Origin of the sequence: Leptolyngbya iicbica LK (genome assembly GCF_004212215.1) — a bacterium.
GTDB classification, from domain to species: Bacteria; Cyanobacteriota; Cyanobacteriia; order Phormidesmidales; family Phormidesmidaceae; genus Halomicronema; species Halomicronema iicbica.
Window position 1 is genome coordinate 1,329,224 of record NZ_QVFV01000001.1, and the last position, 15,912, is coordinate 1,345,135.

A 15,912-nucleotide genomic window follows, 5' to 3' on the forward strand; every position below is an offset into this window, starting at 1 on the left:
AACAAATTAACCCTTAAGTTAGCAATTCAGCCAGTAACGCGATGAAGAGCGCGGCTAGGCAGGACTAAACTTTGATCCCAAGAGCGCTGATCTTGTTTAGCAAGCGCTCGGCTTGAGCGGGGTCAGATTGGCGATAGAGCGCGATCGCCCGCTGCAACGCTTCAATGCTTTCGGGCACTTTGCCTAACTTAAACAGGGCAACTCCTAAATTTTGATAAGCCGCAGCATAGTTTGGTTCTCGCTCAATCGCTTGCTCGTAAGCCGCGATCGCTCCCGGCAGATCCCCCATAGCACGCTTGGCAATGCCGAGGTTGAAATAGGGCAGAGCAAAGTCGGGCGTGGCGGCGATCGCTTCCTCGTAAACGGCGATCGCGCTTTTGGAGTTCTGGGCTGCTTGATACAAACTGCCCAAGTTAATCCAAGCGCCGACTTTGAGCGCAGCGGGCACGTCCTGGGCAACGGCTTTTTGATAATGGTCAATGGCGATCGCGTTGAGTCGGGCGTCGCGATAGGCCAACCCCAGGTGATAGTGCAACTCGTACAGGGTAGCGGCGTCGGTGGGTTGAGTCGCCAACCCGCGTTCTAATAAAATGCGACCCCGCTCGGTGTGCCCCACGCTGACAAACAACGCCCCCAACTTATTGCAGATGTAGGCATCATCGGGATGCTCGGCCAAATAAGCCGCCATAATCTTGGCAGCGCGGGCAAATTTGTCGCGCTGGGCAATGACATCCGCCCCGTAGCCGATGTGGGCGATCGCGGGTTGGGGCCACAAAATGACCTGCCAATGGGGCTCTGTCTGCATCAAGCGCATCACGCTGTCGTCAATCGTTTCGTGGTAAGGGCGCTCAAATTGCAGCCCCACACGATTGCGAAAGAGGCGAGACACTTCCGAATAGGGCGACTGATCGGCGTTGATTTCGTAGCGCATGAGGTTGATCGCCAAGATGTTATCCACAGGGCAATCAGCGATCGCTTCTCCAGAGCGCAGCTGTTGCAGCAACTCCCGCCCAGCCGCAGTCAACGTCTCGTCCGCATCCAACACCAAAATCCAATCGCTGGTCACATCAGTGATGGACTGGTTACGGGCCGTCGCGAAGTCATTGCCCCACTCAGCGGTGTCCACCATTGCGCCATAAGATTGGGCGATCGCGATCGTGTCATCCTGCGACCCCGTATCCAACACCAAGATCTCGTCGACGCAGTCTTTCACGCTGTTGAGACAACGCGGCAGGTTCTCAGCCTCGTCTTTGACAATCATGCACAGCGAAATAGTCATGGCGAAGAAGGTGTCAGGATTAGGACAGGGAAGGAAGGGTGCGGGGGTGGCAGGGTGTGAGGGTGGTTGGGTGTGGGGATTGTCCCTGACGCTGTCAGGCGTCGGTACTTTTATTACAGCTATAGCCTAAAGGTGACGACACTCAACGGCTGAGCTGTTCACCCTCATACCCTGCCCCCCAGTGACTCAGCTACTCCGCCACGAGCAACCGCTTTTTGGCCTCACTCAGTGCCATCCGCACTTGCTCAAAGCCGGTGCCGCCATAGCTGTTACGGGCGGCGACGACCTGTTGGGGCGCGATCGCCTCATAAATATCCGACTCAAAAGCGGGATGCAGCGCCTGCCATTCTTCCAGGCTGAGGTCTTTGAGCAGCTTTTGACTGGCGAGGCATTGGCGCACCACTTTGCCCACCAGGTTGTACGCCTCGCGGAAGGGGACGCCCTTGGCCGCCAGATAATCCGCCACATCCGTCGCGTTCGAAAAGTCGGTGGTGACGGTTTGGGCCAAGCGATCAGTTTGAAACTCCAGCCCCTCTTGCAGCAAAATCGTCATCGCTTGCAGACACCCCTGCACAGTTTTCACCGTGTCAAACAGCGGTTCCTTATCCTCTTGCAAGTCTTTGTTGTAGGCCATGGGCAAGCCCTTCATCATCACCAGCAGGCTCTGAAGATGGCCGAATACCCGCCCCGTTTTGCCCCGCACCAGTTCCGGCACATCGGGATTTTTTTTCTGCGGCATGATGCTCGACCCGGTGGAGCAAGTATCCGTCAGCGTGACGAACCCAAACTCCGCTGAGGCCCAGAGAATCACCTCTTCTGCCAGCCGCGAGAGGTGCACATTAATCAGACTGGCCGCAGCGGTGAATTCGATCGCAAAATCGCGATCGCTCACGCCATCTAAACTGTTGCGATACACCCCTTCAAACCGCAGCAACTCAGCCGAGTAAGCCCGATCAATGGGAAAGGGAGTCCCCGCCAACGCACCACACCCCAACGGCGAAACGTTGACCCGATGGCGAATATCACCTAAACGCTCCCAGTCACGTTGAGCCATTTCCACATAGGCCAACAGATGATGGGCCAAACTCAGTGGTTGAGCGCGTTGTAGATGGGTATAGCCCGGAATGACGGTGTCCACATGACGTTCGGCTTGATCTAACAGGGCTTGTTGAAAAACCCGCAACTGCTCACGAATCGTATCGATTTGAGCTCGCAAATATAGCCGAATATCCGTGCCGACTTGGTCGTTGCGCGATCGCGCTGTGTGGAGTTTTTTGCCCACATCGCCCACTAGTTCAATCAGGCGATGCTCAACCGCAAAGTGGACGTCTTCATCATCAATCGTGGGGAGAAATTGACCTTCCCGATATTCCTGCCGAATTTGCGCCAACCCCTGAGTCAACTGCTCCGCTTCGGCAGTCGTAATAATCCCCGTTTTGGCCAACATCTTGGCATGAGCTTCTGACCCCAACAAATCATATTCCAGCAGCTCAATGTCAAACGAAATACTGGCATTAAACGCGGCGATCGCTGGATGCAGAGCCGACTCGAACCTCTGGCTCCAGGTTTTCTTAGGGGTAGCGGAACTCACAACAATACACCTTGTTTCTCAATTGGCATCTCAACAGCATGCCACTAATTAGCTATTTATAGGTTGTCACACTCCGCAGCATGTATCCCAGCACAAACCCAATTAGCAGTGCCCAAATCTGCCCCGATTGGACAAAGTTATTGAGCAAATTGCCAGCATCGCCCAAAACATCTTGATCAAACTGCTGGGCGACGATAGATTGAGAGCCTTGAACTGAACTCGCCGTCGCTACAAAATGTTCACTAGCCTGAACTTCCGGCTGCCGCCAACCACTTTGACTAACGGCTTGCCATAACGATTCCGAATGCATTGTCATACCTCTCATCACTAATGCTAAGCATTGAACCACACCCCATCCGCAATAGCGCATTTTGTCATCTGAGTTGTGATGAAGCCACATCAAACGCAGCTAGCAGCATTGAGCAATCAGACACTGCTAGCGAGCTAAGACGTCGGTGGCGCTTCTTGGCTAAAGATATTGAGCTGCAGCTCTGGCTTGAGCCGCATCACCACCAGAGTGACGTCGTCTTCCGTATGGCGACCGTGCCCCACAAAGCGCTGCAGCATTTCAAAGAGATACGCCAAGATATCTTGCGCAGAATGCTGGTTACGACAGGCCCACTTCAGAGCATTGATCAAGTTATCTTCATCCATGCGCTCGCCTTTAGAGTTGGCGGCATCGGTGAACCCGTCTGTGTAATACAAAATCGTATCGCCCGGCTGTAGTTCGACCTGTTCTTCGTAGTAGTGAGTGTCGATATCAAGCCCCAGTAGCATCCCCACTGTGTCTAGGCGCGTCACGGTATTGGTGGCAGCCCGCCACAGTAATGGGGGATTGTGAGCCGCATTGCTATAAGACAGGGTGCGCGTCTTCGGATCATATTCGCCGTAAAACAACGTCACAAACCGGCTGGAATTTTCCAGATCGGTATGCATGACGTGGTTTAGATGATGCAGGATCTTAGCGGGTGAAAAACTATGGAGCACTTCAGCTCGCAACATGCCGCGCAACATCGTCATGATGAGTCCGGCGGGCACCCCTTTGCCCATGACATCACCGATCGCAAAACTCCAGGGCGCTAACGCTGACGATTGCACATCGGGATGACGAATTTGATCGTAGGTTGTCGGAATAAAGTCGTAATAGTCACCCCCCACTTTGTTTGCAGTGCGACATTGCGCTGCTAGGTCAATCCCGTCAATGGTGGGGAAGGTCCGGGGCAGCAACTGTAGCTGGATCTCGGCACCAATTTCCAGCTCGCGGCCCATGCGCTCTTTTTTGCGCAGCGCGACGGTGAGTTCTTCATTTTCGATCGCCACCGCTGTCTGATCCGCCACTAGCCGCACCAGCTTTTGCCGCGTCTCCGACCAGGCGTAGTCCACCTCGCGACTAAAGACATACAGCCGCCCCCGCTCCACATTTTTCACAATGATGGCGGTACCAAAGATTTGAAAATCACTGCCTAAGTAGCGGTGAACGTGGCGATCGAGAGACAGCATCGCTGTACGTGCAATTTCGATCGCACTCCCCGCTGGGGAAAAGGAGGCCGTTACCTGGCGAGTCGCCGCTTCGAGCGCCATCTTGACGTCTTGGCAATGGTCGTCGCTTTGGCAATGCAAGCGCTCTAGCCGCACCTGACCATCAGGGCGAAACAGCACCAGCGCGCCGCCACTCGCATCGGTCACGCGGCTGGCAATCATCGGAATCAGTTCTAAAAACTGATTGAGATTGTTCAAACTCCGCAGCGCAAACCCCAGGGAACTGAGGAGATCCTGAATTTTGAACTGTTCCCGTTGAAGACGAGTGACCAGCTCTTTCATGGCAAATGCAGGCGTTGCTTCTGGGGATGCATTCGACCCAGAGGCGTCTGAAGATGAACCGGATGGCATAGGCAGAGCGGTCATAAAAACTCCGGAAGTGCGGCGACTTCACACCCACTATTTCTCTACGTGAGCTTGTTGGGGATTAAGCATAACACTACTCGTCAAAAGCGATCGCCCGAATCTCTAACCACTTTTCCACGGCACTTCAAGCCGTTTTTTCGCGTTGATATCAGACGGCAAAATCGATGTTTTCGGGCGGGACTGACACACCCCGATTTCGCAAGTTTTAACAATCTGTATGAAGCAATCTCTCAACAAGGGGCTGCAGTGGGTCACCACCCCTCACACCACTAGTTACAGTAACGCAAAGCAAACTGGAGTGCCGTATCAAGGTCATCAGTTTGAGCCGGATAGGCGATCGCTGGCCGTTGAATTTGCAGCAGCCGCACCCCGAGACGGGCAGCCAGTATTTGTTTTTGGTCTTGTCCACCCGGTTGTCCCGACGCCTTGGTCACAATTTGTGTGATCTGCCAGTGCTGCCACAAGGCGGTTTCCAGTTCGGCGCTGATGGGTGGCCGCAAAGCAATCAGGCGCTCGGGCGTAAAGCCCGCGTCAAGCGCAGTCTTGAGGGCAACGGGTGACGGCAAAATGCGGGCGAATAAGGTAGCTTGCGATTGCCACGGCACAAAGGCTGCTAGCTGACGATAGCCCAAGGTGAGTAGCGTGCGATCGCCGCTCAGATATTCCGAGGTAAGCAAAGCTTGCAGGTGAGGTACCCGCACCATACCCAGTCGTTGTTGGCGATCGCGCCAACTGCTCGGAGGGTCATCGACCAAGGTCCGTTCATAACGGAGATAGGGCAATTGGTATCGCTGGGCAAAGGCGATCGCCAATTGAGAAATCGACGTCGCAAACGGATGAGAGAGATCGAGAATGGCCGCAATGTCATGCGTTCGCCAAAAGTCTTCTGCCTCGTCCGGGGTAAGCTGCCCCACTTGAATCTGTAGCTGCGAAGATACCGGATAGAGCGATCGCGCTGGCTCCGTCGTCACAGTGATCACACAGGCAGGCCCCGACGACAGCCCACTCGGCAGTTGCAACACTAATCGCTGCACCAACTGGCGGCTCTCTTGGGTGCCCCCAATCAGCCACAGCCGAGACATTAACTCAGCACCACCTTAAATAAGTGGAATAACTCACCCGGCTGTTCTTTTTTAATCGTGACGCCCACCGCTTTCAGTTGGCGTTTCCAGTCGGCCACAGGCATCAGCTCCACCTCGGCCCCGAGATACATCTCCAAGATGGCCCAATCTTCCGCCAGGGGCTGCTCCGGATCGATGACATCAAAAATAAAGGGACAGCCTGGTTTCAGCACCTTTTTCACCGCTGACAACACATTGTCCCAATAATCCCACTCGTAGTAGCAGCTCACCCCCGTCGCGATCGCCACATCAAACTGATTCGGCTCGTATACATCTAATTGGTGGGCCGCCGCCTGGCGCATTCCTTTAAATAGCTTGGAGTTGAGCTGCGAACCGCGCGCATTCACCAAGTCGCAAATAGCACCGCTAATATCCTGACCGTAAAACCGGGCATCCCATTCGCGCCAGCAAGGATAAAACAGAAAACTGCCCCCGGCTCCGAGGTCAAGACAGTTTTGCAGTTTCTTCGGTTTCACCATTTCCCAAAAGGGTGACGCTAGTCGCGCCGAGAGTTTGCCGGCCACCCAATCCTTAAATATTGGGAGGGCTTCCACCGCCTCGGGCACCTCGACGGACTCACCGCGAAACTCGCGATTGTACCGCTTGGCTACCGCATCTAAACGTTCAGACAAACCAGTTGTCACCATACACCGGGAAACCTTACAGGCTGAGCTCCCACATCCTAGCCTTTGAGGGCCTTATTAAAATTTTCTCGGTAAGACTTATTGGCAATGAAATAAATCGGCCAAAGTAGCGTGAGGTTAACTTTATTTTGACTGAAATTTGTTTTCTGAAAACCGCTCCAAAAGCGCCAAGCGCCAGTGCCATAAGCGATCGCTAGAGCCAGCACAAATAACGTTTCCATGACCTTAATCCAACCTCAATCAGGGGATATGTGACATCACCCTTTAAAATAGCAGCGACACGTCAGTCGTGGCTGAGATGTGATTTTGTGATGGGCCAATGACCTCAAGAGTCTGCGGCCTAGCTATGGGTTAGGCCCAGTCAACAGATGACTTAGTAGGGCTTATGGCAAGCAAAACTTTACTCAATGCCTGTTTATGCTATTCGGTAGATGTGGATATCCCCATCTCGGTAGACGATAACGAGAAAGGATGCGTGAAAGTTGCAATCTGGTACCAATCAACTAGGTTCTTAAACTTTCATCCTTTGCTAGTGAAGTGACACTTTTTAGTTGTCGAAGACAATTCCTTTTAAACATGAGGAGGATCTAATGCGTGCAGTATTAATGGCCGGCGGTTCGGGAACGCGTTTGCGACCGCTTACCTGTGATCTGCCAAAGCCGATGGTGCCAGTGATGAATCGCCCGATCGCTGAGCACATCATCAATCTCCTCAAGCGCAATGGCGTGGATGAGGTCATCGCGACGCTTTATTACCTGCCCGACGTCATGCGGGACTACTTTCAAGACGGCAGTGAGTTTGGCGTGCGCATGACCTACGCGGTGGAAGAAGATCAGCCGCTAGGCACCGCTGGCTGCGTCAAAAACATTGAAGAGCTGTTGGACGACACCTTCATTGTGATTAGTGGCGACGGCATCACCGATTTTGATCTGCAAGAGGCGCTGCGGTTCCACAAAGCTAAAGGCTCCAAAGCCACTTTGGTACTGGCCCACGTGCCCAACCCAGTTGAGTTTGGGGTGGTCATCACGGACGATGAAAATCGTATTAAGCGCTTCCTCGAAAAACCGTCAACGAGTGAAATTTTCTCCGACACGGTCAACACGGGCACCTATATTTTGGAGCCAGAAGTTCTTGATTATCTGCCTGCCAACCAAGAAACTGACTTTTCCAAAGATCTCTTTCCCTTGTTGCTAGACAAGGGCGAGCCAATGTTTGGCTATGTCGCCGAGGGCTATTGGTGTGATGTCGGCCACCTCGATGCTTATCGGGAGGCACAGTACGACGCCCTCTACAACAAGGTAGAAGTTGATCTCGATTACTATCCTGAAACGTCTCCCGGCATTCGCATTGGCAAGGACACTGAAATTGACCCGACGGCTGAGCTACACCCGCCGCTGATCATTGGCGACAACTGCCGCATCGGTGCGCGGGCCAAGCTCAAGCCAGGCACTATCATCGGTGACAACGTCACTATCGGTAATGACGCCCATCTCGAGCGAGCTGTGGTCTGGAATGGAGCCATTGTGGGCGAAGAGGCTTTCTTGCAGGCTTGTGTCATTTCGCGCGGTACGCGGGTTGATCGCCGGGCTCAGGTGCTCGAGGCGGCCGTCATTGGCGCCTTGACCAACGTGGGCGAAGAGGCACAAATCAGTCCTAAGGTGAGGGTTTGGCCAAACAAGCAAATCGAATCTGGAGCAACTTTAAATATCAATCTGATTTGGGGCAATATGGCGCAACGTAATCTCTTTGGTCAACGCGGGGTATCTGGGTTAGCCAATATCGACATCACTCCTGAATTTGCCGTCAAGCTGGGAGCGGCGTACGGCTCGACCCTGCCATCTGGCTCTCATGTCACGGTGTCACGTGACCAGCGCAGCATTTCTCGCATGGTGTCGCGATCGCTGATTTCAGGGCTCATGTCAGTCGGTATCAACATTCAGAACTTGGAAGCGACAGCCATTCCGCTAGCCCGAGCTGTGATGCCAACCTTGGGAGTTATTGGGGGCATTCACGTTCGCATCCATCCGGATCGGCCGGATCATATCCTCATTGAATTCTTCGACGAAAACGGCATCGATATTCCCAAGAGCAAGGAAAAGAAAATCGAGGGCGCTTATTTCAAAGAAGATTTGCGGCGATCGCCCATCCAAGAAATTGGGACAGTCACCTACCCCAGCCGTGTCATCGAAGCTTACAGCACCGCCTTTGAAGAAAAGCTGAACGTCGAGGCCGTGCGCAACAGCAATTCTAAAGTCGTGATTGACTACGCCTATGCGGTCTCGGGGGCAGTGCTACCGCGTCTGCTAGCCAAGTTTGACTGTGACGCAGTTGTCTTAAACGCCAGCTTGAGCCAAGTCGCCCCTGGCTCAGTCGAGCGGGAAGCCATGCTGGGCCAGCTGGGTCAAGTCGTACAAGCCTTGCAAGCGACCTTTGGCGTACAGGTATCAGCTCACGGCGAACAGTTTGTCCTGGTAGACGAGGTTGGCACCCCCATTCGTGGCGAAGCGCTGACCGCCTTGGTCACTCATATGGTGTTAACGGCTAACCCTCGCGGGACGGTAGTGGTGCCAGTGCACGCCACCGGAGCGATCGAGCATATTGCCCGCCGTCATGACGGCAAAGTCATCCGTACTAAGGTCAATCCCACGGCACTGATGGAAGCTTGCCAGGAAAATGAGAACGTCGTGCTGGGCGGCAGCAGCGACATGGGCTTTATCTTCCCGCAGATGCATCCGGGTTTTGACGCCATGTTCTGCATTGCCAAAATCATCGAGATGTTGACCATTCAAGAGCATACTCTGGGCCAAATCTGGGCCGAATTGCCGCGCATTTCTCACCGCACTCAGACCCTGCGTTGTCCGTGGACATCGAAGGGGGCATTGATGCGTTACATGGTAGAGACGCACCCTGCTGACCAACTCGAGTTGGTCGATGGCGTTAAAGTTTTGGATCCAGACAGTGACGGTTGGATTTTGGTGCTGCCCGATGCCGGGGAACCCCTGGTACACATTTACGCCAACAGCGAAGATCGGGAATGGGTTGATGAAAAGCTCAATGAATACCGCCAGAAGGTGTTAGCGTTTATCGACCAAGAACAAGGGATTCACCAAATTCCTCAGGAGACGGCATCATGAACCAATGTTTACTGATGGCTGAGATTATTGAGGCCCCTCAGTTGCGCTATACCCAGGATAATCAAACCGCGATCGCCGAAATGACGGTGGCTTTTCCCGGCTTACGTGATGATGATCCGGCGCAGCAGCTCAAAGTCATTGGGTGGGGCAATCTCGCTCAAGAAATGCAAGAGCGCTATCAGATGGGCGATCGCGTTCTGCTGGAAGGTCGCTTATCGATGAACACCGTTGATCGTCCTGAAGGCTTTAAGGAAAAACGAGCGGAGATGACGGCGCAGCGAGTATATCGTTTAACCGACTTGGGCAGCACCGCGATTGGTCAGCCCGCGCCGATGCCCAACCTGGGCACGGCGACACCAGCCGCCACCGCAAACCCCACGCCGGTCACCCCAGCCGCGGCCCCAGCCGTGACCCAAGACGCAGCGGCAGATGTTGATTACGACGACATTCCATTCTAGGAATGCCAGACGGGTGAGGCGAATTGCCTCACCCGTGATTCTCAGCTAGCAGCAGTTTGCTGAGCGAGCTCATCCCCCTTAGCGACAAACCGGCTTGGCGAGACTGGACGCGATCGCGATTTTTAGGGCAGTCCAAGCTGTTTGATGATCTCGGCAGGATTCCCCCCCGTTGACACGACTTAGATTTTCACGGGGTCGGCATAAATTAAGAAATTCCCCCCAATCTCTTTGCGCTGAGACGAACAGCGGTTAGATTTGGAGCAGCAGTGTAGAGACAACATTGACAATGACAGCGACACCGCTTGGCCTGGAAACTTTGACGACCTTGCCGGAGGATGACGAATCCCCCGCCACCGCCAACCATGTAGAAGTCATCGAGACCGTGATTAGCAGTCTTGAGCAATATGACAGCGCCATGGTTAGCCACAGCGACCAAGGCATTCTGTGGAAATTTCAGTACGGCAGTGTTGAGGTTTTCGTTCAGCTCACAGGCAATAGTGACGAAGATATCTTGACTGTGTGGTCCCCCGTGCTTGCCCTGCCCGCCAAAGATGAGCCCGGTCTTATGCGCCACATTCTAGAGATGAATTGTGGTGAGACCTTTGAATCTTGCTTTGGCATTCTCGGTTCCCAAGTTGTGGTTCTGGCCAGTCGCCCACTAGCAGACATTTCACCGGGCGAAATTTCTCGCTTGATGACGATTGTGGCGACCATTGCCGACGATAACGATGAAGCACTACAGGCCGAATATGGCGCTTAAGATGGCGATGCTGCAACGGTTAGTACCAGTTGTGATCATCCTCAACTCATGAGGCTAACAGGCCGCTATATCCCCACGCAGTTGAATACTGGCGCCGCTCAAATGGCCCTTGATAGCTGGATGCTCGATCAGATTGTGACCGAGGACCGAGCTCCTATACTGCGATTTTATCGCTGGTCTGCGATCACAATTTCTCTCGGCTATCATCAGCGGCAATGGCCAGAGCATTGGAGCAATTTAACCTGGCAAAAACAGCCGATAGAACTGGTGCGGCGTCCCACCGGGGGGCGAGCCGTATTACATCAGGGCGATTTGACCTACGCGATCGCAATGCCGCTGGTTGGAAGCCGCCAAACCGCCTATCAACTCATTTGCGACGCCTTGATTGCCGCGTGGCGACAGTTTGGCGTAACTCTGCATTACGGTACTGCCGGTAGCGGCTATCGCCACCAAGCGAACTGCTTTGCACTGGCGACCCAGGCAGACTTAGTCACCTCTGAGGGATACAAACTCATTGGCAGCGCTCAGTTACGCCGCGATCGCTATGTTTTGCAGCATGGCTCCATGCGCCTGTGGCCCCAGTTCGACCTAGCCAAACAGGTCTTTGGTTGCCTCTCAGCAGCTGAGCCTGAACCGCCCACAGCAATTCCAAGCAAGCCTGACGATGAGTTCGTTAAGCAGTTACAAGGGGCTATTCAACAAGAATTGACTCAACGGCTGCAAGTCGACTTCAGCTCAAAACCATTGAGTGATCAGGAACTGGCCACCATTGCTGAGCGATCGCCCAAATTTGCTATTCCTGCAAACTCTTCGCCAGCGCTGGCAGCTTCAACCCCGGCGGATATTCCCCCTCGTCTTTGATGCGCTGGATCACGGTGTCCGAGATGGTGAGATTCATTTTTTTGCCTAAAGCCCGCACAATCTCGCCCCGATCAATGACTCCTGCCACTGCATCCGCCGGCGTCAACACTAACAGCCGCGATAGGCCTTGCTGCTCTAACAGCATGATGACTTCTGCCAGAGAGGTCGTTTCGCGAACATTGGTCACGGTCGTCAGCGGTCGGGCGATGTCCATCAACGTTTGCTGTTCCCACTGGCTACGCTCGACATCGCGCACATCCTCAATTTTGACGAGCCCTCGGTACCGCCCATCTGACGCCGCTAAATAGACCGGCGCCTGCGTTGACTGCAAAAGGTATTCATCCGCAAATTCTCGCAGCGACAAATTGGCATCCAGCACACGAAAATCGCGGGCCATCGCATCAGCTGCCGTCAACTCTGATAACGTCTCTTGCAAATCAGCGACCCGTCCATAGTTCGACGCATTGCGGATCGCAAATCCCCCAATCAGCACAATCCAAATCAGGTCGAGACTAGGCTGAGCTAAATAGGCCAGCAAGCCACCGCCAACCGCCGTCCATCCCAAGACCTGACCAGTTCTGGCAGCCCACCGCACCCCTTTGATGCGGCTATTGGTGGCTTTCCAAACTGCTGCTTTGAGCACTTGACCACCATCCAACGGCAGCCCAGGAATCAGATTAAAAACCGTCAAAACCAGATTAATTTGCGCCACATTGGCAAAGAGCACCGCGACAGGGGTCGGCAACGCCAAGAGATTAACGCTGAGCGTCAGCAACATGTATAATCCCAAGCTCACCGCCGGTCCTGCGATCGCTACTTGAAAAGCTTGCCCTGGCGTTTTTGATTCTTGGTCAATCGCCGCAATGCCGCCAAATAGAAACAGCGTAATGGAGTTGACTTTGATGCCTTGAGATTTTGCCACTAGGCTGTGGCCCAACTCGTGAAGTAAGACGGAGCCAAAGAGCAACAGCGCCATGCTGAGGCCCACAATCCAGGCGACATCACCCCAGCTTTGCTGCCAAGTCGGATTGCTGCCGTACACAAACGTGACCAGCAACACGATGATGAACCACGAAGTATCGAGGTAAAGAGGAATTCCTAAAATGGAGCCGACGCGCCATCCAGATTGCATAGTATTAGCCGAGCGTGAACAATAAAGAGAACAAACCTGCCAAGCTCAAAGTCTTTCGGGAAGTTCTTGCTTATGTATTTTAACGGGAGGCTGACCGCAGACTGGTGACGACGACCCGGCTGTCTCGGCGAGATATCCGCCAATGGCGCATCACGACAACCGGGCCACACCTTAGGCAGTTACAAGAGTCCAGCGTTGCCTAAGCCCAAAATCATGCCCGCCCCCAAAATATGACCAAAACTGGCCGTCGCTAGCAGTTCGGGCACACCAAACCCTTCAAATAATCCTGGCAAGCTAAAAGGCAGCGCCGGACCAGCCCCCGGTTTTTGAATCGCGTAGCGGCCGATCGCGATCACAAATAAATTGCACGTAATCATGATGATGGCAGTCTGAAAAGACCAAGCGGGGGTAGTGGGTGCAGCTTGTGCCAACAGCGAAAAAGTAGCAGGAATCAAGGATTCAGCCTCCAACAGACAGGATGATTGGTCTTTTGGATCATAAAGACCCGTAGAATCGAGATCAGCAGAATGTTTAACAGAGTTAACAGGAGAATGATGGCCTGTGTAGATTCTTCTCTTTGGGTAAAGATTTGTGGCTTAACGGTGCCAGGCCAAGCGGTGGAGATCGCCCGCCAAGGGGCCAGTGCAATCGGTTTCATCAGTGCCCCCAAGTCACCGCGCTATGTGACGCCACTGCAAATACAAGCCATCAGTGAGGCCCTGTTAGCCGCTGGCTATGACCAGGTCGAGCGAGTTGGGGTATTTGTGGATGCCTCGTTAGATGACCTGCAAATAGTGGCAATGACCGGACAACTCACCACCTTGCAACTCCACGGTCAAGAATCGCCCACCTACTGCCAGCAGCTCCGCCAATGCTTGCCGCACGTGAAATTGATCAAGGCCTTTCGCATTCGTAATGACACAGATTTAGCCGCCATCCGCCCTTACGAGGATGTTGTCGATGCCTTGCTGCTGGATGCCTATCATCCCCATCTGCAAGGGGGGACGGGAGAAACGCTAGATTGGCGATCGCTCCAAACCTTTCGTCCGGCACAACCCTGGATTTTGGCCGGGGGCATCAATCCCGACAACATTGCCGAAGCGCTGCAACTCACACATCCCGATGGCATCGATCTGTCCAGCGGGGTAGAGCTGAATCCTGGCAATAAATGTCTGCAAAAAACCCAGCAGCTATTTACCCGGCTCCAACAGTTGCCAGCGCTGCCAGCACCGTAACGAACTCCAAGTACTCAAAAACCGGAATGCCATTGAGGCAATTCCGGTACAGATGAGACATACTCGTTGAACTGTAAGGCGATCGCTCTCATTGAAAGAAGTTATCGCGACCGCCCCAAGACTGCCGCTTAGAACAACGACGGCTGATGACGGACTAAACTCAAAAACTCTTCACGAGTTTTGGAATCTTCCTGGAAGCAACCAATCATCGCGCTAGTCACCGTCCAAGAGCCGGGCTTTTGCACACCCCGCATCGACATACACATGTGGCTGGCTTCAACCACCACAGCCACACCTTGCGGATCGAGCACTTCTTGAATAGCTTCAGCCACCTGGCGAGTTAAGCGCTCTTGTACCTGCAGACGACGAGAATACATCTCAACGATGCGAGCCAGCTTGCTGAGACCCACCACACGCTGCTTAGGAATGTAAGCTACGTGGGCACGCCCCATAAAGGGCAACATATGGTGCTCACACAGGCTGAATAAGTTGATATCGCGCACCAACACCATTTCGTTATGACCTTCGTCAAAAATGGCGTTATTCACCAAGTCATCCAGCGACTGGCTGTAGCCACTAGTTAAAAAGCGCATGGCTTCGGCAACACGCTTCGGAGTTTTCAGTAAACCTTCACGCTCAGGATCTTCGCCCAGCGACAATAGCATGGTACGCACGGCATCCATCATCGCCAGTTGGCTTTCGTCAGAAACAGGCTTGGCTGTGGTGCTTTCACCATAAGCTGTGTTGCGGTCAGGCCGAATAGCTGTCATGCCGTTTTGACGCAGGTCGAGGTCTGCGGTGGAACTCGACAAATTGGCACCATTGTTGGTGTTAGAAGACACGGTAGTCATAGTGGATTGGTAATTAATTCTCCAAGCAGTTGAAATTTTGCCGATTGACCGTGAACAACTGACCGATCAAAGGGCACCTCCGCTGGGCATCAACGTAATTTCGTCGATTACCGCGGAATGAGGCAATTGGACAGCGTGAAGGATACTCTGAGCCACAATCGCTGGAGTCAGCATTTGTGAACGCTCAAAATCAGACTGCACTGTCTCGGTGTCCCAAAGCGGGGTGTTAACCGCTCCGGGCGATACTGTCATGACGCGAATGCCATGTTCGCTTTCCTCAGCTCCCAAAACGCGGCCAAGTGTAATTAACCCAGCTTTGCTGGCGCTGTAAGCCCCCCAAGTGGGAAACGCATTATGGGCGGCAATGGAAGCCACATTCATAATGGTTCCCTGACGCTGGGCTCTCATGACGGGCACGACCGCCTGCATGGTGAGCAAAACGCTCGTCAGGTTGAGGTTGAACAAGGTTTGCCAGTCAGTCAGAGGCATGTCAGCCAGACCGCCGGTATAGCCCATGCCCGCGTTGTTAACAAGGATGTTGACGTCGCCAAAATCTTTTAGCAAGTCAGCTAATTTGGCTGCCAAAGTGTCGATCTGGCTGAGGTCGATGCTGTAAGATTTGACTTCAACCGGTAGGTCAGCCAACTCTTGCTGCAAAACATGTAGCTTGTCGGGCTTGCGCGCGACTAGGGCGAGATCAATGCCAGCTTTGGCAAAAGCGATCGCAGTTGCGCGACCAATTCCACTGCTTGCACCGGTAATCAGCGCCCGCTGTTGGCTTTCAGAAGTCATAAACCTGATGTCAAAAATACTTACGATGAGGCTGACCAAATGCTCAACATTCGAGCTTTGCCGCCAGCTAAGATTCACGTCGAGCAGCAGCAGTCCCAATGCCAGAACTGGCCGTAAAACAATATTAACAAATGTAAACCCAGTTTGTG

16 protein-coding genes are annotated in these 15,912 nt (G+C 53.5%); 5 read left to right on the forward strand and 11 right to left on the reverse strand.

Annotation, left to right across the window (positions count from 1 at the left end):
• Positions 1–64: 64 nt before the first annotated feature.
• From DYY88_RS05580 to DYY88_RS05610, 7 genes are all read right to left on the reverse strand, one after another.
• On the reverse strand, positions 65–1,279 hold the full coding sequence (locus DYY88_RS05580; protein WP_039725925.1) for a TPR domain-containing glycosyltransferase: 1,215 nt from the start codon (positions 1,277–1,279) through the stop codon (positions 65–67).
• Between the two features lie 190 nt (positions 1,280–1,469).
• On the reverse strand, positions 1,470–2,870 hold the full coding sequence (gene argH / locus DYY88_RS05585; RefSeq protein ID WP_039725927.1) for an argininosuccinate lyase: 1,401 nt from the start codon (positions 2,868–2,870) through the stop codon (positions 1,470–1,472).
• 52 nt (positions 2,871–2,922) lie between these two features.
• On the reverse strand, positions 2,923–3,186 hold the full coding sequence (locus DYY88_RS05590; RefSeq protein ID WP_130199329.1) for a hypothetical protein: 264 nt from the start codon (positions 3,184–3,186) through the stop codon (positions 2,923–2,925).
• A gap of 128 nt (positions 3,187–3,314) precedes the next feature.
• Positions 3,315–4,691, reverse strand: a complete 1,377-nt coding sequence (locus DYY88_RS05595; protein ID WP_367889264.1) for a PP2C family protein-serine/threonine phosphatase — start codon at positions 4,689–4,691, stop codon at positions 3,315–3,317.
• 353 nt (positions 4,692–5,044) lie between these two features.
• Positions 5,045–5,857, reverse strand: coding sequence for a cobalt-precorrin-6A reductase (locus DYY88_RS05600; RefSeq protein WP_039725929.1), 813 nt, complete (start codon positions 5,855–5,857; stop codon positions 5,045–5,047).
• Positions 5,857–6,543: a class I SAM-dependent methyltransferase gene (locus DYY88_RS05605; RefSeq protein WP_052288281.1), complete on the reverse strand. Its 687-nt coding sequence runs from the start codon at positions 6,541–6,543 to the stop codon at positions 5,857–5,859. The genes DYY88_RS05600 and DYY88_RS05605 overlap by 1 nt, the downstream gene beginning before the upstream one ends.
• 35 nt (positions 6,544–6,578) lie before the next feature.
• On the reverse strand, positions 6,579–6,761 hold the full coding sequence (locus DYY88_RS05610) for a hypothetical protein (RefSeq protein ID WP_039725930.1): 183 nt from the start codon (positions 6,759–6,761) through the stop codon (positions 6,579–6,581).
• 369 nt (positions 6,762–7,130) lie between these two features.
• Between DYY88_RS05610 and DYY88_RS05615 the strand changes: the two genes are divergently transcribed.
• From DYY88_RS05615 to DYY88_RS05630, 4 genes are all read left to right on the forward strand, one after another.
• A complete protein-coding gene (locus DYY88_RS05615) occupies positions 7,131–9,674 on the forward strand; it encodes a mannose-1-phosphate guanyltransferase (RefSeq protein WP_039725931.1) in 2,544 nt (847 codons plus the stop codon).
• Entirely contained in the window at positions 9,671–10,132 is a 462-nt protein-coding gene (locus DYY88_RS05620; protein WP_039725932.1) for a single-stranded DNA-binding protein, read from the forward strand. The genes DYY88_RS05615 and DYY88_RS05620 overlap by 4 nt, the downstream gene beginning before the upstream one ends.
• A 286-nt stretch (positions 10,133–10,418) precedes the next feature.
• Complete coding sequence (locus tag DYY88_RS05625; RefSeq protein ID WP_039725934.1) at positions 10,419–10,892, forward strand: YbjN domain-containing protein; 474 nt, start codon at positions 10,419–10,421, stop codon at positions 10,890–10,892.
• 81 nt (positions 10,893–10,973) lie between these two features.
• Complete coding sequence (locus tag DYY88_RS05630; protein WP_242517573.1) at positions 10,974–11,753, forward strand: lipoyl protein ligase domain-containing protein; 780 nt, start codon at positions 10,974–10,976, stop codon at positions 11,751–11,753.
• Here the strand turns inward: DYY88_RS05630 and DYY88_RS05635 are convergent.
• Together DYY88_RS05635 and psaK are read right to left on the reverse strand one after the other, a co-directional pair.
• Positions 11,686–12,885, reverse strand: coding sequence for a site-2 protease family protein (locus tag DYY88_RS05635; RefSeq protein ID WP_039725935.1), 1,200 nt, complete (start codon positions 12,883–12,885; stop codon positions 11,686–11,688). The two genes, DYY88_RS05630 and DYY88_RS05635, sit on opposite strands and share 68 nt — an antisense overlap.
• A gap of 179 nt (positions 12,886–13,064) precedes the next feature.
• On the reverse strand, positions 13,065–13,340 hold the full coding sequence (psaK, locus tag DYY88_RS05640) for a photosystem I reaction center subunit PsaK (RefSeq protein WP_063776218.1): 276 nt from the start codon (positions 13,338–13,340) through the stop codon (positions 13,065–13,067).
• Between the two features lie 99 nt (positions 13,341–13,439).
• On the opposite strand from psaK, the gene DYY88_RS05645 reads away from it, so the two are divergent.
• A complete protein-coding gene (locus tag DYY88_RS05645; RefSeq protein ID WP_039729509.1) occupies positions 13,440–14,120 on the forward strand; it encodes a phosphoribosylanthranilate isomerase in 681 nt (226 codons plus the stop codon).
• Positions 14,121–14,248: 128 nt separating this feature from the next.
• Here DYY88_RS05645 and folE read toward each other — a convergent pair whose 3' ends face one another.
• Positions 14,249–14,890, reverse strand: a complete 642-nt coding sequence (gene folE, locus DYY88_RS05650; RefSeq protein ID WP_437438580.1) for a GTP cyclohydrolase I FolE — start codon at positions 14,888–14,890, stop codon at positions 14,249–14,251.
• 147 nt (positions 14,891–15,037) lie between these two features.
• Positions 15,038–15,763 carry an SDR family oxidoreductase gene (locus DYY88_RS05655; RefSeq protein ID WP_039729510.1) on the reverse strand — a complete coding sequence of 242 codons (726 nt, stop codon included), beginning with the start codon at positions 15,761–15,763 and terminating at the stop codon, positions 15,038–15,040.
• Positions 15,764–15,912: the final 149 nt, after the last annotated feature.